General features: G+C 47.8%; 21 protein-coding genes and 1 tRNA gene. 4 read left to right on the top strand and 18 right to left on the bottom strand.

What is annotated here, in order from left to right; all coding sequences use genetic code 11:
- Positions 1-15 precede the first annotated feature (15 nt).
- Complete coding sequence (locus AYR61_RS09205; RefSeq protein ID WP_054711757.1) at positions 16-687, bottom strand: 2,3-bisphosphoglycerate-dependent phosphoglycerate mutase; 672 nt, start codon at positions 685-687, stop codon at positions 16-18.
- A 185-nt stretch (positions 688-872) separates the two neighbouring features.
- Entirely contained in the window at positions 873-1,820 is a 948-nt protein-coding gene (locus tag AYR61_RS09200; protein WP_156652854.1) for an AEC family transporter, read from the bottom strand.
- 425 nt (positions 1,821-2,245) lie between these two features.
- Between AYR61_RS09200 and AYR61_RS09195 the strand changes: the two genes are divergently transcribed.
- Positions 2,246-3,355, top strand: coding sequence for an LCP family glycopolymer transferase (locus AYR61_RS09195; RefSeq protein ID WP_065902714.1), 1,110 nt, complete (start codon positions 2,246-2,248; stop codon positions 3,353-3,355).
- Positions 3,356-4,419: 1,064 nt separating this feature from the next.
- Here AYR61_RS09195 and AYR61_RS09190 read toward each other — a convergent pair.
- The 12 genes from AYR61_RS09190 to AYR61_RS09135 form a co-directional block, all read right to left on the bottom strand.
- The gene (locus AYR61_RS09190) at positions 4,420-4,761 is read right to left on the bottom strand and encodes a DUF956 family protein (protein WP_156770474.1); all 342 of its coding nucleotides are present in this window, start codon (positions 4,759-4,761) and stop codon (positions 4,420-4,422) included.
- 4 nt (positions 4,762-4,765) lie between these two features.
- Positions 4,766-5,614, bottom strand: coding sequence for a PTS system mannose/fructose/sorbose family transporter subunit IID (locus AYR61_RS09185; protein WP_056987376.1), 849 nt, complete (start codon positions 5,612-5,614; stop codon positions 4,766-4,768).
- Between the two features lie 12 nt (positions 5,615-5,626).
- Positions 5,627-6,445: a PTS mannose/fructose/sorbose transporter subunit IIC gene (locus AYR61_RS09180; protein ID WP_054711754.1), complete on the bottom strand. Its 819-nt coding sequence runs from the start codon at positions 6,443-6,445 to the stop codon at positions 5,627-5,629.
- Positions 6,446-6,477: 32 nt separating this feature from the next.
- Positions 6,478-6,981: a PTS system mannose/fructose/N-acetylgalactosamine-transporter subunit IIB gene (locus AYR61_RS09175; protein ID WP_054711753.1), complete on the bottom strand. Its 504-nt coding sequence runs from the start codon at positions 6,979-6,981 to the stop codon at positions 6,478-6,480.
- Positions 6,978-7,397 (bottom strand): PTS sugar transporter subunit IIA, encoded by a 420-nt coding sequence (locus AYR61_RS09170; RefSeq protein WP_054711751.1) that lies wholly within the window; start codon positions 7,395-7,397, stop codon positions 6,978-6,980. The genes AYR61_RS09175 and AYR61_RS09170 overlap by 4 nt, the downstream gene beginning before the upstream one ends.
- Positions 7,398-7,538: 141 nt before the next feature.
- Positions 7,539-8,174: an HAD family hydrolase gene (locus tag AYR61_RS09165; RefSeq protein WP_054711748.1), complete on the bottom strand. Its 636-nt coding sequence runs from the start codon at positions 8,172-8,174 to the stop codon at positions 7,539-7,541.
- A gap of 100 nt (positions 8,175-8,274) precedes the next feature.
- Positions 8,275-8,359, bottom strand: a tRNA-Leu gene (locus AYR61_RS09160).
- 69 nt (positions 8,360-8,428) lie between these two features.
- Complete coding sequence (gene thrB / locus AYR61_RS09155; RefSeq protein WP_056987377.1) at positions 8,429-9,307, bottom strand: homoserine kinase; 879 nt, start codon at positions 9,305-9,307, stop codon at positions 8,429-8,431.
- 2 nt (positions 9,308-9,309) lie between these two features.
- Entirely contained in the window at positions 9,310-9,699 is a 390-nt protein-coding gene (locus tag AYR61_RS09150; RefSeq protein ID WP_065902708.1) for a hypothetical protein, read from the bottom strand.
- Between the two features lie 15 nt (positions 9,700-9,714).
- Entirely contained in the window at positions 9,715-10,581 is an 867-nt protein-coding gene (locus AYR61_RS09145) for a homoserine dehydrogenase (protein WP_065902706.1), read from the bottom strand.
- 47 nt (positions 10,582-10,628) lie between these two features.
- Positions 10,629-11,099 (bottom strand): SprT family protein, encoded by a 471-nt coding sequence (locus AYR61_RS09140; protein ID WP_054711744.1) that lies wholly within the window; start codon positions 11,097-11,099, stop codon positions 10,629-10,631.
- Entirely contained in the window at positions 11,092-13,257 is a 2,166-nt protein-coding gene (locus AYR61_RS09135; RefSeq protein ID WP_065902704.1) for a Tex family protein, read from the bottom strand. The genes AYR61_RS09140 and AYR61_RS09135 overlap by 8 nt, the downstream gene beginning before the upstream one ends.
- A gap of 399 nt (positions 13,258-13,656) precedes the next feature.
- On the opposite strand from AYR61_RS09135, the gene AYR61_RS09130 reads away from it, so the two are divergent.
- Entirely contained in the window at positions 13,657-14,961 is a 1,305-nt protein-coding gene (locus AYR61_RS09130) for an IS1380 family transposase (protein WP_065900857.1), read from the top strand.
- A gap of 180 nt (positions 14,962-15,141) precedes the next feature.
- Here the strand turns inward: AYR61_RS09130 and AYR61_RS09125 are convergent, their stop codons facing one another.
- On the bottom strand, positions 15,142-16,263 hold the full coding sequence (locus AYR61_RS09125) for a KxYKxGKxW signal peptide domain-containing protein (RefSeq protein WP_056987483.1): 1,122 nt from the start codon (positions 16,261-16,263) through the stop codon (positions 15,142-15,144).
- A 952-nt stretch (positions 16,264-17,215) separates the two neighbouring features.
- Between AYR61_RS09125 and AYR61_RS09120 the strand changes: the two genes are divergently transcribed.
- Complete coding sequence (locus AYR61_RS09120; RefSeq protein WP_065902702.1) at positions 17,216-18,754, top strand: AMP-binding protein; 1,539 nt, start codon at positions 17,216-17,218, stop codon at positions 18,752-18,754.
- Positions 18,755-18,879: 125 nt separating this feature from the next.
- Positions 18,880-19,791, top strand: a complete 912-nt coding sequence (locus AYR61_RS09115; RefSeq protein ID WP_054709034.1) for a LysR family transcriptional regulator — start codon at positions 18,880-18,882, stop codon at positions 19,789-19,791.
- Between the two features lie 650 nt (positions 19,792-20,441).
- Here AYR61_RS09115 and AYR61_RS09110 read toward each other — a convergent pair.
- The 3 genes from AYR61_RS09110 to AYR61_RS09100 all read right to left on the bottom strand — a co-directional run bounded on the left by AYR61_RS09110 (position 20,442) and on the right by AYR61_RS09100 (position 23,085).
- Positions 20,442-21,221, bottom strand: a complete 780-nt coding sequence (locus AYR61_RS09110; RefSeq protein ID WP_065902700.1) for an ABC transporter ATP-binding protein — start codon at positions 21,219-21,221, stop codon at positions 20,442-20,444.
- A 25-nt stretch (positions 21,222-21,246) separates the two neighbouring features.
- The gene (locus AYR61_RS09105; RefSeq protein ID WP_065902698.1) at positions 21,247-22,281 is read right to left on the bottom strand and encodes a taurine ABC transporter substrate-binding protein; all 1,035 of its coding nucleotides are present in this window, start codon (positions 22,279-22,281) and stop codon (positions 21,247-21,249) included.
- A gap of 276 nt (positions 22,282-22,557) precedes the next feature.
- The gene (locus AYR61_RS09100) at positions 22,558-23,085 is read right to left on the bottom strand and encodes an ABC transporter permease (RefSeq protein ID WP_225353148.1); all 528 of its coding nucleotides are present in this window, start codon (positions 23,083-23,085) and stop codon (positions 22,558-22,560) included.
- Positions 23,086-23,273 lie beyond the last annotated feature (188 nt).

Raw genomic sequence — 23,273 nt, 5'->3', positions numbered from 1 at the left:
GTATACCAGTTGTGCTTACTGCCAGACTTGTTTGTCGGTCACATTAAGTTGCTCATCAAACGTATAACAGATCGGCAGCCCATTTGGCACTTCCAACTGATCAATGGCTTGGTCATCAATTTGTTCGATGTATTTGATCAACGCACGCAGGGTACTCCCATGCGCCACTACCAATTGATTATGACCATCCAATAGTCGCGGCGCGATCTGATCCTGCCAATATGGCATAAGGCGGTCATAGGCCATTTCAAGGCTTTCCCCCCGTGGCTCCGTGACACCAAGCGACCGGTATCGTGGGTCTTGATCAGGGTGATCCAATAGTGGTGGGACCACCTTGTAGCTGCGGCGCCACAGTTTGAACTGCTGCTCGCCAACCCGTTGTCTGACCGTGTCTTTGGATTGTCCGCGCAACGCTCCATAGTGGCGTTCGTTTAACCGCCATGACTTTGTTTCTGGCAGATAGAGCTGGTTGGCTTCTGCCAAAACAATGTGGGCTGTCATAATAGCGCGTTTTAACATCGACGTGTGCAGATGATCAAATTGAACGGCGTGACTGGCAATCAATTGACCTGCCTGATGGGCCTGACGAATCCCCTTCTCAGTTAGGGAAACGTCACTCCAACCCGTAAAAATGTTATCCCGATTGGCTTCACTTTCACCGTGACGCAGAATTACTAATTGCGACATTCTTTTCCCTCGTTTCTAAATGCTCATTCATGCACACATTTTACTAGGGTAACGCCTGTTTAACAAGTTCCAGCCTCTTGATATGGTCAAAAATTCGGGTTTCAACAAAAAGGCTCGCTATCACAAACGCTAGTTGCGCGTGATAACGAGCTATTTTCAGCAATATCGGGTGTCATTTCAGGCAGCTACTTATTCAGTAGGACCATTAAAATCGGAATGACTAGCAAACTCATCAGCGTCGTTTCCGTCACCATAACCGCTGCGAAGCTTGAATCTGCACCGTACAATTTTGAAACAACCGGTGCGTTGGTCATCACGGGCATTGCTGACTGAATGATGAACACCTGTTTCATCATGATCGGCATCCCAGTTGGCAGCACCAGGAGTGCCATCAAGGCTGGAGCAGCAATGAACCGGCCAAACAAGATCCCTAAATTAGCACGGGTCAACGTCAGATCATGCAGACTAACGTTGGCGACGGCGATCCCGATAAAGATCATGGATAATGGCACAGTCAGACCACCAACGTAGTTCAGGTCCGCCATAATAAATTGCGGCAATTGGATCTTCAATAAAACCAAAACGACCCCGACCATAAACCCAAGCAAAGGCGGCGAAAAAATCTTTTTAAGCGTTTGAGACAGACTAAACTTATAGTCCCCTTGGCCATCGCGTTGAATCAAATAAACGCCCAACGTCCAAAAGATCGTGGTATTCGCCATATAGTACACCAAAATGTAAGGCAAACTCTTGGCTTCACCAAACAGCGCTACGTTAACCGGCAAGCCGACAAACACTGTATTAGAATTAAAGAACATGGATTCAAAAAGACCAACGTGCGTCTTTTTGATATGTAGCACCCGAGCAAGCACGATCGACACCACAAACAAGATCATCATGGACAGCACTGGAAACCGCAGATCAGGCAACGTGGTGACCAGCCGTTTGAACGTAAATTTATCAACGATCGTGTAGGCCATGTATGCTGGCAAGGCAACCTGGGTCACCAGTCGCGCAATCAGCTTACTGGCCTTTTCGTCAAACCAACCCAGATTTGTTAGTAAGTACCCTAACGCAATCATCAGCAATATTTCGACGACGCCCGCTACACTATGAGCGAACAGCAACAACATTTTTGACTCACCTCCCATCAATTTTCACATCAAAAATTAATTTTTATTATAGCACAAGTCTATCACCAGATTTTATGAACCTAAAAATTCTTTGCAATGTAACCGTTTACGATGTTTTGTTACAACTTGTCATCCTGTGAGGGTTTCTCATAGATGCCGACCGTTCCCATGCCACCACCACAGTTGATCATCAAAACTAGCCTCAATTTCCCGCCAATTACGGTCAAAAAACCACTTAATTTTGCCCGACTTCACGCCGATTTGCTAAAGTTTCGTTTACTAACGGGCGGTTTTATGATGTAATGGTAAAGTTAGGCAAGCAGGTGCATCAATTTGTTAAAATCTTTTAAAACTTTACCAAATGTTTAGAGACTGTCATGATTTTGACATATAATGCAGAAAGATTTAAAAGGCGAGGAAAGTATATGTCATCTAATAATTCGAATCAGAATCCAGGGGAATATTCACGACGCAGTGACACGCAACATTTCAAACAACGGCCTAAGAAACACCATGGTCTGTTATGGAGCTTGCTCATTGTCGTCCTGATCATTGTTACTGGTGGAATAGCTTACGGGTATCACATGTATAACACCGCGAAGACCACCTTTAACAAGACTTATGATGCGGGGAATGTTAAGAAGCTACGAAACGTATCAACTGTTTTAAAGAACGGCAAACCGTTCTCAATTTTACTGATGGGAACCGATACCGGAGCGCTGGGCCGTCATGACACTGGGCGCACCGATACCATGATCATCGCAACTGTGAACCCACAGAAGAAGACCGCCTACTTAACCAGTATCCCGCGTGACACGCGGGTTCAGGTCAGCGGTGACTCACAGCCATACGAAAAGATCAATGCCGCCTACACCATTGGCGGTGCGTCCACGGCCGTTAGCGCAGTTCAAACGTTGCTAGATGTGCCAATTGATTTTTACGCCATCGTCAACATGGGTGGTTTGGAAAAGATGGTCAATGCCGTTGGCGGTGTGACCGTGAACCCAACGTTAACCTTTAAGTACGGCGCAGCTGATGTGACTAAGGGTAAAAAAGTGACCTTGAATGGGAAGCAGGCGCTGGACTACTCACGGATGCGTGAAGAAGATCCGCTTGGTGACTACGGCCGTCAGAAACGACAACGACAAATCATTCAAAAATTAGTCATCAAGGCCATGGGAATTTCATCCCTGACCCGCTACAAAACAATTTTAACCTCGCTTAACGGGAACCTTAAGACGGACATGACGTTTAATGACATGATCACCATTCGCTCACGATACGGCGATGCAACTCACCATATTAAGTCCGAAACCTTACAGGGTCAAAACGCCATGATCGATGGCATTTCATACCAAGTCCCAACGTTAAACGAACTTCAAAAAGTCTCAGACCACATTCGAACAACGCTTGACTTGAAGAAGTCGACTAAACTGACATCGAGTTCAACGGGTACTGGTGATGACAGCAACTATACTGGCTCATCAACTGATACCACCAGCCAAGGCGGTTCGAACGGGTATACCGGGTATTAATCAGGATCGCGACAAATAGCAACATCAAAAAGGATTCAATCTGGAAAACCAGGTTGGATCCTTTTTTTGATACTGTGATTTAATTTGGCTCTGATTCTGGTACAAATGCTAGAGCTAGACTATGTCACCCTACTCTGCGACATTGCTGAAATGTGCTCCACGAGGCACGAGTGATACTGTGTAACGAACTTTTCTGCCTTTGAGTGCTGTGGCGACGCGCTTTGCTCTTCTTTGGTGGAAACGCGTTCAACAAGGGGCTTTCCAATATCAGGTGATAGTCCGTTGCATTCAGCAATTTGGCACTCCGTGTAGTGGCTCGCGACTGAGCTAACTCGATTTCTGCTGCGCAGCTCTCGAGTGGATCTCATTCGTCTCGCACATCAGTAACCGACCAAAGTACGGTCGCTAACTGATGTCGACACCACAGCTCCGTGCCAAATTGCTGCATTCCACTGACGTTGAGCGCGGTTTTTTCACGATTTAAGCATCACAATAGCGTTAAAACTAGTTCGCAGAGAATCCGCCCTCGACTGCTCTAGTAAGCTATTAACAGCAATCTTCTCATGACGTATTAGTCAATAGTAACAATTAATATAGAGGTTTCGTGATGCCACTTTTGAAGACTTATTAATTATGACGTCTACTGCCAGAATTATAGCGTAGTGGAACCGTTCGGCATTGCAGGCGGTGGTATCGGTGATTGCTAGCGGCGGTTACGACCACGGGAGACGTAGGAGATCCTTGAATTTCTGCCAAGACATTCAATAGTTCCAGAGCGACCCCACCTCAGCCTGCAGGGCCGAACGGTGGAACGAAGCGACGTTAAAGTGCTACTTTGAACCACCCAACAATGGAAAGAGCCTCAGCAAGGCACGGGGCTAACGTGTAACGGACTCTGGCAAAAAAGTCAGGATCGGACTTTTCTGCCTTTGAGTGCTTGTGGCGACGTGCTTTGCCCTTCTCTAGTGGAAACGCGTTCAGCAAGGCACGGGGTTACTGTGTAACGGACGCTGTTCTAAAAGTCAGGCCCGGACTTTTAGAACAGCGTCCGTTACACTCCGCCCCTAACCGCCTTGCTTCACGCTCTTACGCCAGTGCCTCACCGTTCCCACTGGCACCTGCTTATTTAGCACATGCAGGAGTTTTTTGGTATGACTCGTCACAAAATGAAACCGGCGGCCATCTGGGGCCTCTATCACGATACCGCGATAAATACGCCGCAGGACGACCTGCACCCACACCACCCGCATTTGGCTGTATGGGATCGTCACCTTGCCCATGGCTTGCGCATCGAAGATCAATCCTTGATCGGTCAACATCAGTTCGCCATGGTAGGCGTGAAACCCCGTTTTAAAAAAATTGGCCTTTGTCTGAATCAACGCATTGCTCGTTTCCAACTGGTTCACCCCGCTATGCTGTTAATCCCAAGATGCCTGACCAATAACCCAGAATGCCAAGGATAAAAAGGCCGATAATCAGCCAAATTGGTTTGACCCGGTGCCTGAGGAGCCAAAAACAGCTCATCGTGAGCCCTAACGGAATAATCCCAGGAAGTAACTGATCTAGCAATCCCTGGCCGGTAAGCCGTGTTAAATGGCCGCTGATGCTGACATGAGCAATTGTCTTTGGAAAGTAAATCGTCGTCCACCTTGGCACCAAAACACCCATGATAAACATGCCGACAATTGACGCCCCCTGAGTCAGCTTAGGAATCAATGAACTGCTGAGGACTTGGACAATGTCCGTGCCCTCACGGTAGCCAAGGCGCTGGGTCCACCAACGAAAGCCGAGACGCATGATGTTCCAGCCAAAAAAGAAGATTGCTGGCCCTAACAGACCAGTACCGCCCTTGATCAAGCCAACTGCAAAAGCCGCTAATACGGGGCGTAACGTGCCCCACCAGACGGGATCGCCAATGCCAGCCAGAGGGCCCATCATCCCAATTTTCGTGCTGCTAATGTCATCGCCAGTAATCGGTGCCCCATTTGCACGTTGCTCCTCCATGGATAGAACAACGCCAGTCACGGCCGACTGCATGTACGGCATTGTGTTAAAGAAGGCCAAATGTCGTTGCATGGCGTCGATCTGATCGGTTTTATCTGGATAGAGGCGCTTGATTGCCGGTACCATAATATACGCAAAGCCAAGGTTTTGCATTCGCTCATAGTTCCACGATGCCTGCTCAAACCCAGACCGCCAAAAAATTGAAACTAAATCGCCGCGGGTTAATTGCCGCGGCGTTTGTTGTTTATCTGTCATTTACTTGCCTCACTATAGGTCCTCGAGTTCCTGATCCAGGTCATCAAGTTCGTCATCCAACGGGTCGGGTGCTGTCGTCCCGCCATCGTGGCCGGAATCATGATGCTGTGTGGTCAACTGAATATAAATCAGTGCTAAACAGACCCCAATTAATCCCAGTGCCACCATGTTGAGCGACTTAACTGCTGCCAGCGCAAACCCCAGAAAGAAAAACGGCCAAAGCGCTTTGCTAGCCATCATGTTGATGAGCATGGCATACCCCACGACTACAATGAACCCTGCAGCAACCGTTAACCCATTTGTAATGACCTTCGGAATGGCAGTTAGCCCCGCCTGAATCAAATGGGTGGGAATCAACATGACGACGCCTATTGGTACCGCAACCCGAAGTCCCTGAAGCACGAGACTTGTTAAGTGCAGCCAGGAGACACTGGCAATGTTGCCGCGGGCGACCTGATGATCTGCAATGTGAACAAGTCTCACGACCAAGATCCTCACGATTCTGGTAAACGCTTGACCACAAACTGCGACTGGCACTGCGATGGCGATGCCCATTGCGTTACTGACGTGAGCTGGGCCGCAGACTAGGAAAGCTGACACAACCGAAGCCAATGCAGCATCCGGCGACACAGCAGCCCCAATGTTCATCCAGCCGAGTGCAATCAATTGCAGACTGCCGCCCAGCAGCACACCCGCAGCAATGTGACCGGTCGCAATACCGATCAGCGTACAGGCAACCAGCGGCTGATGGAACCCCCATTCATCAAGGATGCCTTCCACGCCAGCTAAAAAACTAATGACTAAAAGACTGATTACGACGAGCGTGCTCATAACAACGACCCTCCCGTCACGCTATTTTTCACTTAGAGCCCCTTCTTTGTTAGGAGCGCCATCAGATCCTGTTTTCTGTCAGCAGGTACTTTTTGGGCGTAAACGTCAAGGTGAGCGTCATCGTGGAGATAACGAATCGCGTCGACTGCAGAATGGTCAACCGCAATGGCATCCGTCAACATGGTCATTCCATCCTGGTAAGACAAGGATCCGATATTGATACCAACCTGACTAAAATCGACGCCGCCTTTAACTAAGGCAACCATGTCCTGGACAGTTTCTGTGAGCAACAAGGTCTTAAATACGTCAAACCGCGGATCCTTAAAGATCGCGATCATCTTGGCAATGGTGATGACATTAGCTTTAACACCAGCAGGTGCCGCCTGGGTGATCAACGTTTTCCGCAGCTTATCTTGTGCGACGCTGTCAGAGACGACAAGGATCCGATTGGGTTTGACACTGCTCGTCCAAACGGTGGCAACTTGCCCGTGTAACAGCCGGCTGTCCACCCGGGCTAACCGAATATCCATGCTCATAGTAGATCATCCTCCTCGTCAGATGGGGTCAGGTCAAGGTGCCGAATACCCTTACGCCCACTATTTTCAAGATGCGGCACCACGTCAGTCAACGGCTGTTCCCGCAACGTGTACGCGTCGATCATCATTGGCAGATTCAAACCGGTCAAAAGTGCCATCCGTTCCGGCGACTGGGCAACCAGTTGACTCGCCACGTTAAACGGTGTCCCACCCCAAAGATCAACTAAAAATAAGACTTGATCATCTGCGTCAAATTCCGCTAACGCTTGTTCATATTTTTGCTTGAGGTCAGCTGGCCCTTCAGATGCCTGAAACGTAACTGCTGTCACCTTTGTTTGGGCGCCAAAAATCATGGTAGCTGACTGTAAAATGCCGCTTGCAAAGTCTCCATGACTCGCAACGATCATCGCAATCATGCTTGTATCCTCCCCTGGATTTCAATGAATTTATTGTGTCGTTTGACACAACAGTTATTTCGTTAATCATATCACATTGCAGCGCTTCCAGCCACGGCCGGTCGCACTTAGCAATCCTTTGTCAGACTAGTGATAACCAGCCTATGCTTGCGCTTCTGTCAGACTTAATATCTCTTCTGGGAACGCCAGTACATAGTCCGCGTCACTGACACCGCGCTGGTTCTTAGCCCCCCACGCAACTAGGCCGAACTTAATGCCTGCTGCGTGAGCCGCCTGCAGATCGTACTGGGTGTCACCAATGTACACCGTTTCAGCAGGGTCCGCGTTGGTGCGTTTCATCGCCAGTAAGATGGGATCCGGTGCCGGCTTACCATGCGCCGTATCTTCAAAGAAAACAAATTCGCTAAAGTACTGGTCTAATCCCAGCGGCGTCACGTCGCGTTGAAATTCAAATTTTTGTTTTGACGTCATAATAGCCAACGTCACACCAGGTTTAGCCGCCAAGTTTTTGAGCATGGACACAATCCCAGTGTACACGCGAACATCGTCCTGGTGGTTGGGAATCTCAGCCGCCCACTCGTTTAAGATCGTCGGGATAAGATCAGCTGGGACCTGCAATCGTTTTAAAGCATCCAGGCTGGTGATCCCAAACGTTTTTGTCAGTTCCTGGTATGTATGCGGCAGGTTATGGGCCGTCATGACCTGATCTAGCGCCTTCATGTACATCTTTTCCGTATCAAGTAACGTGCCATCAATATCAAAAATAAAAGTTTTCATATAGCGTCCTTTCTCATTCAGTATATCGATAACGAGCAGCGATTGAAACAAAAAAACGACCTACGAGCCTCATAGGAGGTCATAAGTCGTTCTTTAAGTATGCGGCCAAGAGGACTCGAACCTCCACCGAGAAAACCCCGACAAGATCCTTAATCTTGCGCGTCTGCCAGTTCCGCCATGGCCGCATCAACAAGAAATATATTATCAAATATACACCTCGTTTTCAATAGTTTTTGCAAAATTTGTATAAAAAACTATTCGGCGTTGACGGTTGCGCCCTGTCGATCGATGGTTAGGATCCGCATACTGCCCACCATATCCATATCCGTCAGCTTCTGACGCAAAATAATGAGTTGCGGTTCAGTCCCAAAAGTCGCAATCGTTGGCCCAGCGCCACTCAGATAGGTGCCGTAGATGCCAAGCTTATGAGCCGTTTCGCGAATAATTGGTAATTCAGGCACCAATTTTGTCCTGACAGTTTCGTGAAATTCATCATGTTCCATCATGTGACTTGCTAGTGTCCAATCACCGGTGGCTAGTGCCGCTACAACAACATTGGCTACGCTGCTGCCCTTAACTGCTTGTGCCAACGGCAGTGACTTCGGTAAGGCATCGCGACTGTCGCTGGTCAGCAGTGGATCATGTTTGATGTAGGCTAACACTTTAAGTTCCGGCATGGTCAACTTCACGGTCGTAGCCGTCTCGCCATCAAAGTTTGCGACCACCACGTCACCTAACAGTGCTGGCGCCACATTATCGGGATGCCCCTCCATCTGCGTTGCAAGGGTCACTTGTTCAGCTAAGGTCAAATGCAGATCATCCAAAGCATCCGCAATTTTAACCCCCGCAACAATGCCGGTTGAGGAACTTCCCAGACCGCGTGCTACCGGAATATCTGACATGACACTGAGTTGGTGCGGCTTTAGATCAGGTGCCACTTTGAGCGCAGCCTGAACGATCAAATTCCGCTCATCCGTTGGGACATCAGACCCTAACGCATGGTTGACCCGCCATTTTTCCGTCTCCTCTTCGACAATGACTGTCATATACAAGTGAAACGCGATCCCAATTGAATCAAACCCCGGACCCATGTTGGCTGAGGTGGCTGGTACCCGAATAATAATTTTTCCCATTTCTACGCCTCCAATACTGGATAGATTGCTTTAACATCAGCTAATCGCTGCATGGTCGTTGTAAAGTGTGGTTGTGCAACAAGCGTCGGTGCGGTGACTTCAAGACTGGTCCAGGCCTGGTGCGGGTCAAACCCGCGGATGGTCAGTTGATTTGACACCACCGCCCCAGCGACGGACAGTTTAATGTTGTCGACCAAACTATCCGGATCGTCTGTTGCAACCAATACCCAATAACTGCGATTACCGCTGACCGGTTTCGGTTGGGTTGTTGCGACCTTTAAGGCAAACGGATAGACGTCACCATTGGAAGTGATGGTTTGACCTACGTGGATCAGATCAGCGACCACACTGTTCCCGGTTGGAAACTGTCCTGCACCAGGTCCGACGTACAACGCAGTGCCAATGTTTTAACTTTTGACTAACACCGCGTTGTGTTCGTTTCGAATCTGTGCGATCGGCTGATTTTCATGCACGACCATTGGTGCCACTGCCAACCGTAACCCCTCATCCGTCAGGTCAGACAATCCGATCAGCTTGAGTTCATACCCGGCTGCCCGAGCCGCCTTGACGTCATCGATAGCCAGTTCCCGAATGCCTGTAATATCAATAGCCGATTGAGGAACGGATAGGCCAAATGCCATTTTGGTTAAAATGGCTAACTTGTAGGCGGCATCAAATCCGTCGACGTCGTTCGTGGGATCACTTTCAGCGAACCCCTTTTCCTTGGCGGCCTTCAGTGCCTGATCATAGGTGAGGCCTTGTTCGTCCATTTGCGTCAGAATAAAGTTTGTTGTCCCATTGAGAATGCCCGCAATCGTGTGCACCTGATCGGCTTTATAGGCAGTTCTTAAAATCTGCAGGATCGGAATACCACCGGCAACACTCGCCTCGTACCGGAGTGCAACGTTGTTTGCCATTGCTAATTCCGCCAGTTCCTGACCGTACTGCGCAATCAGGTCTTTATTCGCCGTGACCACATTTTTATGCGCCGCCAAGGCTTGTTCGATCAGGTCCTTTGCCGCAGCAACCGACCCCATCACCTCAACGATAATGTCAATCGACTCATCCTGTAACAACTGCGTGATATCCGTGCCAAGCGCCACGTCCTTCAAATACGATGCCCGTTCACGATCTGGATTGGCAATGATTGCCTTTACGATCTCAAATGACAGGCCCGTTTGCTGGGCAATCAATGCTTGTTGCTCCTTTAAAATGCGGACGACGCCGCTGCCAACCGTTCCCAGGCCAACTATCCCAATTCTAACGTTCTTCAAGACCGCCTTCACCTCATCTATTCGTTAAGCTCATTTTTACTGTTATTTTACTGTGTTTCCTGCACTTGTTGCAAGACCAATCGTCCCCGACAGCGGCTGCAAACAAATTTTGTCGTGTCCCCCCGCCGCTGGCGAACGAACCGCTGGCCACACTGCTCACACCGATAAATCAAATAACGCTTGGGTTTCCGTTTCGTCTGCGTCGGTATTCGGGGTGCATAGCGCAGGCCGCCTACCTGTTTTAAGAGCTGCTGAAATTCTTTTGTGCGATGCTGTCCCGAATAACCTGCTAGATGCAGATGGTAGTGGCACAGCTCATGTTTAATGATGCCTTCTAGGGTTGGTTCCCCAAACGCCGTCAGCATTTTCGGGTTGATGTCGATGTGGTGGTCTTTCAAGTGGTACCGGCCGCCCGTCGTTTTTAACCGCGCATTAAACATGGCCTGGTGCTGAAACGGCTTGCCAAAGGACTGTTCAGAAATTTTTTCAACGAGTGTCTGTAACTCTTGATCAGTCATCAGGGGCCACCATGGAAAGCTGGATTCGTTGCCGGCTTTCATCAATTTCGAGGACCCAAACCGTCACGATATCGCCAACAGACACGACGGTTGATGGATTTCGCACGAACTTATCAGCCATGTGCGAAATATGAACCAGGCCATCCTGTTTAACACCAATGTCCACAAACGCACCGAAGTCGACAACGTTGCGGACAGTGCCTTCCAATTTCATCCCCGGTCTTAAATCGCTCATTTTCAGCACGTCAGTCCGTAAAAGCGGTGCTGGCATATTGTCCCGTAAATCACGACCAGGCTTTGTCAGGCCGTCTAAAATGTCCTGTAGCGTTGCCTCACCAACTGAAAGTCCTGTCGCGAGTTGTGCGACAGACGTCCCAGCCACAGCCTCGGTCACTTTTTCGGTGCCGACATCCTTCTGGTCAAGGCCGAGCCGCTCGAGAACTGTTTTGGCCACCGCATAACTTTCAGGATGAATGTCAGTGTTATCAAAGATCGTTTTGCCACCAATGATGCGCAGGAATCCCACGGCCTGCTCGTAGGCTTTGGGGCCAAGACGCGGCACCTTTTTAAGCTGCGGGCTACTAGCAAACACGCCATTTTCTTCCCGGTAAGCGACGACGTTTTGCGCGATGGTTTGATTCAACCCAGAAATATGCGCTAGCAATTCGACACTTGCTCGGTTCAGGTCAACGCCCACTTGATTGACCGCGGTTTCAACGACCCGGCTAAGCTGTTCATCCAGTGCGCTGCCGGCCACGTCGTGTTGATATTGGCCCACACCAACAGCCTGGGGATCAATTTTGACGAGTTCCGCTAACGGATCCTGTAATCGACGGCCAATGCTGACAGCCGATCGTTCTTCAACGTTGAAGTCTGGAAATTCTGTTCGGGCCACTTCACTCGCGGAATATACGGAAGCCCCCGCCTCATTGACGATTGTGTACTGCACAGGTCGGTCAAGCTGCTTGATGGCGTCGGCCACAAACTGTTCGGATTCACGGCTGGCAGTCCCGTTCCCGATGGCAATCATTTCAACGTGGTTCTTTTCAATGAACTTGAGGAATTCTGGCATCGCTGCTGCACGCTTCGCAGCATTTGCCGGCTTATGCGGATAAATCACTAACTTGTCCAGATACTTGCCGTTACCGTCCATGACAGCCAGTTTGCAACCGGTCCGATAGGCCGGATCAAACCCCATCACAATCCGATTTTTCAGCGGTGCCTGCATGAGTAAATGATACAAATTCTCACCAAAAACACGGATCGCATGTGCGTCTGCAGTTTCCGTCAATTCACGCCGCAATTCACGCTCGATGGCGGGTCCCATGAAGCGTTTGTACGCATCCTGATAAGCGGCAACGACGATTGGCACGGCAGGTCCTTTTCGGTTCCCAATGAGTTGAAAGTTGAGATACTGATCAACGGCTTGCTCGTCAATGTTGAGCTTCACTGTCAGTACACCGGCTTTTTCGCCCCGGTTCAGTGCAAGTGTCTGATAGGCACTCACGTTCTTAAACGGACTGGAAAAGTCATAGTAGGTTTGATAGACACCCTGTTCATCGGCATCCTTTCCGTTGCGCTTCACTTGACTCGTGAGTTGACCGTTGCGACGCGCATAGTTCCGCAGCCATTCCCGAAAACCAGCACGCTCGCCAATGGCCTCAGCCAAAATTTCGTGAACACCAGCTAAAACGGCATCTGCATCCGTAACTTTGTCATTAATAAACGTGGCAATCTTTTCATCCAAGCCCTGACTCGGAAAGGTCAGCAGCCACTGAGCAAACGGCATGAGGCCGGCGTCCTTCGCTACAGTCGCTTTCGTCTTGCGTTTTTGTTTATAGGGCAGGTAAATATCCTCCACCTGTTGCAACTGTGTGGTCGCATCAATGGTTTTTCGCAATTGTGGTGTCAGCTTACCCTGACTCTCAATTTGATTTTTAACTTCATCTTGCCGGTGCACCAGTTTTTCGATCCGGGTCGCTTCATCCTGAATCTCACGAATCTGCACTTCATCCAAGTTGCCAGTCCGTTCCTTACGGTAACGGGCGATAAACGGAACAGTATTATTGTCTCCTAACAGCTCAAGGGTGGCATCAATTTGACGGTCCTGGTAACTAGTGAGACTTTTTTTAACACGATTAATAATTTCTTGATCCATAATTGTCTTCCTCTTATTTAGTGGTGACTATTATAACATTTAGAGTGTGGAGAAAGGCGTTTAAGGGGCGGCCATGTAAGGGACTCTGGCAGAAATGCCTGAACTTGGCATTTGTGCCAGAGTCCCTTACATGGCCGCCCCTTGCCTTTCGGAACACGTTTCAGCAATAGATGCTAGTACTGGTAACGCAATGTTTCCGAGACTGATCGTGAATGATACCATTAAAGATTAAACCTTATCCTGATTTATTCACAAAGATATGCAAAATACCCATCAAACACATGCATCACGCGTTTGATGGGTATTTTGTATTTTCACCTTTTAAGTACACAAAAAGAGCCCCAGCTCTGGTATAGTTAAATTGCTAAACAAAACCACATGAGAGAAGAGGACTCTATATTGAAAACTTTACAGGAAATGGCATTAAATTTCAACAAAAACATTTTAGTATCGCATACGGGTGGTCAATTATCTTCCGATGGCGGGCTAACATTGTGTGTAGAGCTGATGGCAAAATTCCAGTTCACCATCTTGGCCGACAAACTATTGAGGTTCAATGACCAGCGACGATATTGTCAACACAGTAATTCTAGTATCTTAAAACAGTTAATTCTTCAGATTATTGCTGGTTATAGCGCAGATTCTGCGGCAACTTCTTTAGAAAAAGAACCGCTTTTTAAATTATTATTGGATAAACCGTCTTTGGCTTCACAAGCAACAATATCACGTTTTTGGCAACGCTTTGATAAAGATAGTGTTAGCACATTACAGACTTTAAATGAGGCTTTGATCGACCGTGTTCGACTATTAACCAACCAGACAGCCACGATTATTGATATCGATTCGACTCACTCAGACACTTATGGCAAACAGGAAGCCACTAACTACAACGCACATTATGGTACTGAAGGATATCATCCATTACTGGCAACTGATCAAGATGGTAACTTATTGAAAGCTGTCTTGCGTCCTGGAAATGCCTACACCAGCAAAGATGTAAAAGCTTTTTTAACACCACTATTAAAGCATTATCAAACTCAGCTGCCCACGACTGACATTCTGGTTCGTGGTGATAGCGGCTTCGCCACGCCAGAAGTTTACGATGTCTGTGAAGCCAACGATGTGTTTTACATTATTCGACTCAAATGCAATCGAAAATTACAGAATCTAGCTGAAAAGTTCGTCAAGATCAGTGATCAAACCCAGTGGCAAGAGGAAGAGACTCATTACTACTCTGAAATCTATCAATCAGCATCGTGGCCTAAGCCACGGCAGATTTATATTAAATCAACTCGAGTAGCTGGTGAACTGATCTTTTCACATGAATTTATCGTCACTAATCTGACTAATTTAACGGCTGAAACTGCCTTCGAACTGTATCACAAACGCAGCCAAATGGAAAATTACATCAAAGAAGCTAAAACAGGTTTCTTTTTCGATAAGACTGATAGTTCAACGTTTAATGCCAATGCTGCCCGGATGATGGTTAGTGTACTGGCTTACAATATTGTCAACTTTTTAAAGCAGCTAGCACTGACAAAACATGATTCCGGCTTGTGCGTTAGCACATTGCGGATCCGTTTATTCAAAGTTGCGGCACGTGTTGTGCATACTGGCCGACGCATTCAGTTGCGGCTGAGCTCGTATCATGTTTACCATCGGCTGTTCTACCAGGCTCTACAGCGTATCCAGGCTATTGAATAACCGGCAAAATTAAAAAAATCTGTACAACCAAGGGACAAGTGTATCCAAAAGTTCAAAGCAATTCTGAGTTAGTTGAAAGATCTCACTAGCTAGAACTGATAAACATCGTATTTCAGCAAAAGATAAAGACATACCCGTCAGTTTTCGAAAAAATACGAAAACTGACGGGATTTTTATGAACTATGAATAATTCAGGTTAACTAATTGATTATAATAATCTTGCAAATTTGAGATGCTTGCATCCGTAACTGTTTTGCCATTTACGTCTGTATAAGCACCCGTTCCAGCAGCAGTCATCAATGCAAAATCAGCCATCGTAATTGGCGTAGCAACCACCGTGCCTAAATTAGAAGTATCTACACTAGTATCAGCCCCACTATAAGTCCGCCAACCACCTGTAGCAGCTGCCGCAGCGCTCGTCACCTGAATCCCTTTAAGCCCACTGTTAGCTAGTGCGCTCTTAGCAGCTTCAAGTTCAGTACTGGTAAGCCCAGTCGGTAAATCAAACTCAACAGTTCCATCAGCTAACGTTTTAAATAGCGTGCCCTCAGGCAATTGCGACAGTGCATTCGCAACCTGATCACTTACGTCCGCAATACTTGCAGTCGTTGAAGCGTCCCCGGTTGTACCAGTTGTCGCATCAGTGGTGTCTGTAGTCGCAGCAAGACTAGTATTTTGAGCCGCAATTAGAGCTTTAGCTGCATCGGACAAACTGCCATCCGCAGCATAAACCGCTTGGGCATCAGTCGTGGTTGCTGAAGAATCAGTCGTCTTCGTAGCGGCCGTCGTATCACTTGTCTCTGCCGTGGTGTCTTCATTATCACTAGTTGCTTTAGAATTCTGGTCACTGTTACTAGAGTCAGTCACAGTGTCACTTGAAGACGCTGCAGTTGATGATGCCGCGTCACTCAAACTGTCTGTTGTTGTCTGGGCATCCGATGTACTGGTACTATCCATTCTCGTTGCATCAGAGCTTGCAGTTGTTTCACTGGTCTCACTCGAAGAACTAGCAGCTGAATCATCATTAGATGAAACAGAACTATCCCCATCGGTGCCAATCACAACGGACGACTGGTCCGCAAGCGATTGACTGGATGAGGTTTCTGAAGTTGTTGTATCCGCCAAAGTTGTTTGATCGGCGTGGGCAGAAATGTCCGCAGTTAAGACAGCTGCACCAAATGTCAGCATTGAAATGCCGGCGTAGAGCCATTTCTTGCCTGCCTTGTACATCTTATAATGCGTTTTTAATTGGCCTTCATCACGCAACAGCCGATTCCGCGATGTGCCACTTTGCTTATTCATTTTTCGTTCCCCCAATATTCACGAGCAGACACCCAACACTGATGTCTTACATGACGAAACCATTCTCCAGACGATCTCGCCTAGGCTACGATGCCTAGCTCGCTAATCCTATTTAAAATACCTACCAATAAAATGATGCAAATACAAAACATTCCCCAATAAGATGAGTTATGTAGTTGATGTCGCTAACCAATTTCCAACGAGGCTAGAGTTGAATTCCTATGTTTCCATTATAAGGCGCTTTCAAACAAGTACAATCAACAAAACTCAAACATTTGTTTCAAATCAAACAGATGGCTCATTTTAAGTTGATAAATACCAATTATCATCAACTAAATAATAATTTAAAATGAGCGTATTGTGTATACTCAGGCGCACTTACGCGACAACTTAAACCTAGTTTGATTCAATATAAACAATCGACCTATAACAATAAAATGATAGCGAAATTCAATTATAAAGTCAAAAATAACTGTCTTTTTATTTAAACACGTGTATTTTTGCTATTATTCATTCTCATTTTTTAATTATATTCTCAAAAATCCTATTTTTGTCGCTTCATTTTTCGTATAATGTTAGTAAATTAATCTAAATACCTAATTTGTCGCACGCCATTCTAACGACTCATGCTCATTTTCTCAGAGACTTGAACTGAACTTGTAATCGTTTTACACGCCTTAAGCCTTTCTTTACCAAATACTGGACACATTTCCCGGTTTTACTTCACAAGCGGGTATTGGCCAGCATCTTGGCTCTTTCTTGTAGGCCAACTTTAAGCTCAGTTTAAGTTAGCTATCCTAACATTCATATCACCTAATGGATTTACGTGCACCGTTTCGACGATAACGACTCATCGTTTTGCCTAGTTTAAACGACGTTGCAGCGTCTTGATCCAACCAGGAAAAATGCCTAGACAATCCAGTATAATTCACATTTATAAGGAGTTCTTGCAATGACAAAATTAACCACCATCCTCACCGACCAGTTAGAAAACAACTTAACCGAAAATCTGTTTAAAGATGAAGCCATGCAACAATGGTTTACCGGCCAAGATATCAAGGACGATGTCGCAACTTTAGAGAAAGTATTTACGGATAACAAACTCGGTCACGGCGACCAAGTGTTAGTCTGCATGCCGAACTCGTCAGTCTTTCCCGCCATTAATCAGGCGGCGTGGAACCTCGGCATCATCATTCATCCGATTTCACCATCAACGCTAATCGCAAAGCTCCAAGACGACCGTGCAAAACGGCATTATCCGGGCATGTTATTAATGCCTGAACTCGCTAAGGCCTGGACTGGCAGCGAATGGAAAACCCAGTTGTTAGATCTGCACACAAGTCCTAACCTGCACTTTATCCTGGATGAAAACCAGTTGGCAAAGCGCGACGCTGCGGACACCACCCCTGTTAAGGACGATGATCTAGGACTGATCATGAACACATCAGGCACCACCGGCGAACCTAAACGCGTTGGTCTGACCCAGCAAATGCTCCTCAATGCCGCACAACACGATGCCGTCAGCAACCACATGAATGAAAACGACGTTGCCATGGTCACGATGCCCATGTTTCACATTAACGCCCAGGTCATCACGACTTTGGAAACCCGTGTGTCTGGCGGGAAAGTTCTAGTCACTGAGAAGTTCTCTGCCAGCCACTTCTGGGAACAGGTCCACGACAATGGCGTCACCTGGGTGTCAGTTGTGCCAACCATCGTTTCCTTCCTATTATTAAACGAGAAAGCCAATGCTGCTTACGAGAAGCTAAAGGACGGCATCCACTTACGTTACGTGCGGTCAAGCTCGTTTGCGTTACCTCAAGAACGCAAGGAATTGTTTGAACAGCGCTTCAACACCCAAATCGTTGAAGGGTACGGGATGACAGAATCTGCCAGTCAGTGTACGATCAATCCATTTGACGTACCAAAGATCGGTTCAGCCGGTAAAGCCTTTGGCACCGACGTTGCGATCCTTGCCGACGATAAGATCACCCACGATGCTAACGTGAAGGGTGAAATCGTTATCAAGGGTGACCACGTCATCACCAGCTACATGGACCCTAAGCGTGACGCCTTTAAGGACGGTTGGTTCCTGACCGGTGACCTTGGCTACTTTGACGAGGACGCCTACCTGTTTGTTAAGGGTCGCAAGAAGGAAATCATTTCCCGCGGGGGTGAAAAAGTTGCCCCAGCTGCGGTTGAAAACACACTAACCGAACTGGACTTTATCGAACAACTGGCCGTTATTGGTATGCCAGATGACCTTTACGGCGAAGAAGTGACTGCCGTGTTAGTCAGCACGACCCCCGGCCTCAACGAAAGTGACCAGCGCCAGGCCATCTTTGATTACTCAAAGGACCACCTCACAAAATTTGAAGCACCGACCCGCGTTGAATTCGTGCGTGAATTCCCACGAAACATCACCGGGAAAGTGTTACGGCCGCAATTACGCGACCAGCTATTACTTGCTAGTGAAGATACCCAAGCCTAGTGATCAGTCACACAACACCGTTTCTGAAGCCTGTGAATGCCATGATCATTCACAGGCTTTTTCCTGAAATAAGTCATCATGAGATTCGGTGACTTCATTATTTTGTCAGATAAGGAAGGGATCACGTGAACATTCAACAGATGCGTTACGTCCTGGCCGTCGCCGACAACGGCAGTTTTCATTCCGCGGCCAAGGCCCTATTTATTTCGCAACCCACACTGTCTAACAGTATTCAAAAATTGGAAACAGAACTGCATGTCCAACTTTTTAAACGCACGCGTCAGGGCACGTTTTTAACGACCTCGGGTGCCGCCTTCGTCAACCAGGCACGAAAGATTGTGACGGACACAGAAAATTTACAGCATTCATTTACCAATAAACCCGTGGCAACCCGGTACTTCTCAGTTTCAGCCCGGCATTACGATGGCATTGGAACGGCCATGTGTCGCGTTATGGAGCGCTACCCCAACTATCAGTATCTGCGGGCATATGAGAGTACGATTGCTAAGATCATTCAAGACACCGCCCAGGGAAAGAGTGAAATTGGCGTGGTTTTCCTAAACGACGTGAACCAAGCGCATATCATCAACGTGTTAGGTCAAAACAATCTCGTTTATGACACATTGGGAAACTTTCAGTCGCAGATTCTCATTCGTCAGGAGCACCCCCTATCACGCAAGCCAGTCATTGAAAAACGCGATCTGAGCCAGTACCCGCAGATCCGGTTTACGCAGGATGCCACCTACTCAGAATTCACGGATGATCCGTTTGTGCTTCCAGGTTCTGGTCCGATCATCGCCATTAACGACCGCGCAACAATGACCAACATCATTAACCAAACAGATGCCTACACGGTGGGCTCAGCAATTCTAGAAACCCCACAAAAATCAGGATTGATTGCCCGCGCATTGCACGATGTGCCTAAAAATCAAATCGTGGTGTTGCGCCAGGCAACCCATGAATTGAGTGAGGTTGCGCAGTACTTTATTAGCGAGCTGAAGGTTTGTTTGGCGGCTAATTTGGTGGAACTGAATTAGAGAGAGCGGAAGAAAACGGGTTGAGGGCGGAGCATAAGTAACTCTGGCAGAAATGCCTGTTTTTGGCATTTGTGTCAGAGTTACTTATGCAGGAGCCCTCAGTTTTCCGGGAGCTCGTTTCGGCACGGTTGCCTAGAAAGACCATTGAAATGCCCAAGTCCCGGTCTGTTAAAAACAGAGAGCGGAAGAAAGCGGTTAAGGAGTGGAGCCTAAGGCCACTTTGACAGAAATCCCTGGTTTTGGGATTTGTGTCGAAGTGGCCTTAGGTGCGACTCCTTGCTTTCCGGGAGCTCGTTTCGGCACGGTTGCCTAGAAAGGCTCTTGCAAGCACCAGGCCCAAGGTACAACTCCTATTTTCAATAGTTCGTTTCAGCACAGTTGACTAGCAAGAAAGCTGCCGTCACTCCTGCACTCAGCAATGCAATAACCAGCCAGTTCTCTTACATTACAATCCAAAATCCCCACTCGAAATCCATGATAGATTCCGAGTGGGGATTTTAATGTCTTAAACCACTTTCTAGTCAACATTGCGTAAACGCGTTCCGGGAGGCAAGGGGCTACTGTGTAACGAACTCTGGCAAAAAAGTCAGGCCCGGACTTTTCTGCCAGAGTCCGTTACACTCCGCCCCTTAACCGCCTCCCTCCACGCTCTATCTTCTAATCATCCCCAAAATCTCCTTCCGCTTCGCCATAAAGTCACCACTATACCGAATATCATCATCCTTATCCCGCAAAATATCCGAAGTAAACGGCGCCGGGAAATCTGCCACTATGCGTCCTGGATGCTTTGACATCACCACCACCCTGCTGCCTAACAACAGCGCTTCGTTGACATCGTGGGTAATGAAGAAAATCGTGTTATGCGATTTTGCCCAGATCCTGCGAATCAAATTTTGCATCTGATTCTTCGTCAGCGCATCCAGCGCGCCAAAGGGTTCGTCCATTAACAGGATCTCTGGTTTATTGATCAACGCGCTGGCAATCGCCGCCCGTTGTTTCATACCACCAGAGAGTTCAAAGACCTTCTTATCACCCCAGCCGTCAAGCTTTACCTCAGCCAGATAGGTGTCTACCTCCTTGGCAATTGTCTGTCTAGCTACGTGACGCATACTGAGCCCAAACCCGACGTTTTTCTTGACCGAATACCAGTCGTACAGGGTTGAATTTTGAAAAACAACACCCCGTTGTGCGTCAATACCGTCAATTTCATGACCATCGAGCGATGCTGTGCCCGCAGTGGGTTTAATAAAGCCAGCCAGAATTTTCAATAGTGTACTCTTCCCACAACCACTAGGCCCCATAACGCAAACGAACTCGCCAGGGTGGATATTTAGCGAAACATCCCTAATTGCTGAACCGTTGCCATCCGACCCGCCATAATCTAGTGAAACATTATCAACCGTAATTAAATCTTGCGTTTTTGTTGCCATCGATCAGTCACCTCGTTTTCCTCAATTACTTCAGTGCTTTCTTAATATAACTGGCATCAATAGCGTCAGACAGTGTTGATGATGACGGCACAGATGAAATGTTCTTTTGCTGTTTATTAAAGACTTCAACCGTCTTCAAAATGCTGCCAAGTTTGCCAGAGCTCAGGTAAGATGCCTGTTCTTTGCCCGACAGCCAATCGTTTTCAGTAATTTGACTCTTCGCCTGCGACTCAGAGATTCCTTCCCAACTCGCGACGTCCTTGATGGCCTGCTTTGGATTGTTTTTAACGAGCTGATAGACCTTCAGCATCGCCTGATCATACTTCTTGACCAGGGTCGGATACTTCTTGGCAAATGACGTGTCAACAACGGAAACTTCTGGGATCTCAACACCCTGGTTTTTCAACTGACCATCTGTCGACAGTACGTTTCCAGTCTTTTCTATCGTGTTCAACGCTGGGCTCCAGGTATAGGCTGCATCAATGTCGCCGCGCTTCCAAGCCGCCACGATGTTTTGCCCAGACAGATCTTTAAAGGTCACCTGGCTCGTCTTGATGCCCGCTTTTTTAAGCGTTTTAACCAGCGCGTACTGAGAAGTTGTCCCAAATGTGACGCCGATCGTCTTACCCTTCAGTTGTTTAAGTGACGTGATGCTCTTTTTTGACACCAGTGCTTCGATGTTGCCGCTCTCGACGTATGAAATGCCAACTGCTTTGTATGACACACCATTTGAAACCCCAAGCGCAAACGGTGAAACGCCAAACGAGGCGGCATCAAGGTCCTTAGACACAATGGCATTGTTGATACTTGTCCCGGAAGAGTACGTGGTAGTCTTTACCTTGACTCCCAGATGCTTTAAATAGCCTTCCTTGGCTAAGATTGCCGATTCTGGGCCACCCTCCATCAGGCCGATCTTCATTGTTTTCGGATAGGTTTCGCCCGTTTGGGGATCCTTTTTGCCGCTTGATGTGGAACTGCTGGAGGAACTGCCGCAGCCTGAAAGGATTAATGCGATCGTGCAGATGGTGAGGATACCGGTGAGGATGTGTGATTTTTTCATTGTTTGGGTTCTCCTGATTTTGGTTTTTGGATTTGGATTAAAAATTGTGCTATTGAATAAGCTGTTTGAGTGAGATTGTGGTTGGAATTTTTGGTTTGGATTCTGGGGGGGTTGTTTTTGTTTGGGGATTGCGACGCGGGGATAAATTACATTGTCTAAACGTGCTCCACAAGGCACGGGGCTAACGTGTAACGGACGCTGGTCTAAAAGTCAGGCCCGGACTTTTAGACCAGCGTCCGTTACACACCGCCCCTAACCCGCCTTGTTCCGCACTCTCTACCAAAACACCACTCTCCGCTCCACAAACAACAATATCGCATCCAACAAAATTCCCGTAATGCCCATAATAATGATGCCAACGAACACCACGTCGCTTCTCAGATACTCACTCGCATCCAGCACCATCCAGCCGATTCCTGAGCCCGCGGCCACCATTTCTGCCGCAACCGATGTCGCATACGCGACACTCATTGCGTTTCGCAGGCCGACGAAGATATCCGGTAACGATGCCGGAAAAATGACGTGGGTGAAGACCTGAAACTTGTTTGCCCCGAGGGTCTGCGCCCTTAAAATATAGTCCTCTCGAACTCGGCTGACGCCCGCTGCACACGAGACGTAGATCGGTGCGAAAGCGCCCAGGAACAGTAAGAGGATCTTTGACAGATTACCTGTGCCCATCCACAAAATAATGATCGTGTAGTATCCCAGTGGCGGCAACGGCCGCAGAAAGGTAATGACCGGTTCAAAAATGGCTTTGACCCGTGGTGAATAGCCACTCAGCAGCCCCAGTGGAATGCCAACCATGACCGCCCAGAAGTAAGCAATAAATAGCCGCTGCAGTGTTGCCCACAGATGCTGCCAGAGCGTGTAGCCCTTGTACCCGTTTTGCAGCAGGTCTAGAAAGGTCGCCCAGACTGTTTTTGGCGAGGGAATGATCAGACTTGAAACATGGCCATTCCAGGTAAACGCGAACCAGAGAATGATTACGATAA

This window comes from Secundilactobacillus paracollinoides (genome assembly GCF_001702155.1).
GTDB lineage: Bacteria > Bacillota > Bacilli > Lactobacillales > Lactobacillaceae > Secundilactobacillus > Secundilactobacillus paracollinoides.
The sequence above is the reverse complement of the archived record's forward strand: the minus strand, read 5'-3'. Positions and strand labels throughout refer to the sequence as shown.

Excerpts from the sequence above, each read along its gene's own strand:
- AYR61_RS09205 (WP_054711757.1), bottom strand. The coding sequence starts at position 687 with ATGTCGCAATTAGTAATTCTGCGTCACGGTGAAAGTGAAGCCAATCGG.
- AYR61_RS09200 (WP_156652854.1), bottom strand. The coding sequence starts at position 1,820 with ATGTTGTTGCTGTTCGCTCATAGTGTAGCGGGCGTCGTCGAAATATTG.
- AYR61_RS09195 (WP_065902714.1), top strand. The coding sequence starts at position 2,246 with ATGTCATCTAATAATTCGAATCAGAATCCAGGGGAATATTCACGACGC.
- AYR61_RS09185 (WP_056987376.1), bottom strand. The coding sequence starts at position 5,614 with ATGACAGATAAACAACAAACGCCGCGGCAATTAACCCGCGGCGATTTA.
- AYR61_RS09180 (WP_054711754.1), bottom strand. The coding sequence starts at position 6,445 with ATGAGCACGCTCGTCGTAATCAGTCTTTTAGTCATTAGTTTTTTAGCT.
- AYR61_RS09175 (WP_054711753.1), bottom strand. The coding sequence starts at position 6,981 with ATGAGCATGGATATTCGGTTAGCCCGGGTGGACAGCCGGCTGTTACAC.
- AYR61_RS09170 (WP_054711751.1), bottom strand. The coding sequence starts at position 7,397 with ATGATTGCGATGATCGTTGCGAGTCATGGAGACTTTGCAAGCGGCATT.
- AYR61_RS09165 (WP_054711748.1), bottom strand. The coding sequence starts at position 8,174 with ATGAAAACTTTTATTTTTGATATTGATGGCACGTTACTTGATACGGAA.
- thrB (WP_056987377.1), bottom strand. The coding sequence starts at position 9,307 with ATGGGAAAAATTATTATTCGGGTACCAGCCACCTCAGCCAACATGGGT.
- AYR61_RS09140 (WP_054711744.1), bottom strand. The coding sequence starts at position 11,099 with ATGACTGATCAAGAGTTACAGACACTCGTTGAAAAAATTTCTGAACAG.
- AYR61_RS09135 (WP_065902704.1), bottom strand. The coding sequence starts at position 13,257 with ATGGATCAAGAAATTATTAATCGTGTTAAAAAAAGTCTCACTAGTTAC.
- AYR61_RS09125 (WP_056987483.1), bottom strand. The coding sequence starts at position 16,263 with ATGAATAAGCAAAGTGGCACATCGCGGAATCGGCTGTTGCGTGATGAA.
- AYR61_RS09120 (WP_065902702.1), top strand. The coding sequence starts at position 17,216 with ATGACAAAATTAACCACCATCCTCACCGACCAGTTAGAAAACAACTTA.
- AYR61_RS09110 (WP_065902700.1), bottom strand. The coding sequence starts at position 21,221 with ATGGCAACAAAAACGCAAGATTTAATTACGGTTGATAATGTTTCACTA.
- AYR61_RS09105 (WP_065902698.1), bottom strand. The coding sequence starts at position 22,281 with ATGAAAAAATCACACATCCTCACCGGTATCCTCACCATCTGCACGATC.
- AYR61_RS09100 (WP_225353148.1), bottom strand. The coding sequence starts at position 23,085 with ATGGTTGGCATTCCACTGGGGCTGCTGAGTGGCTATTCACCACGGGTC.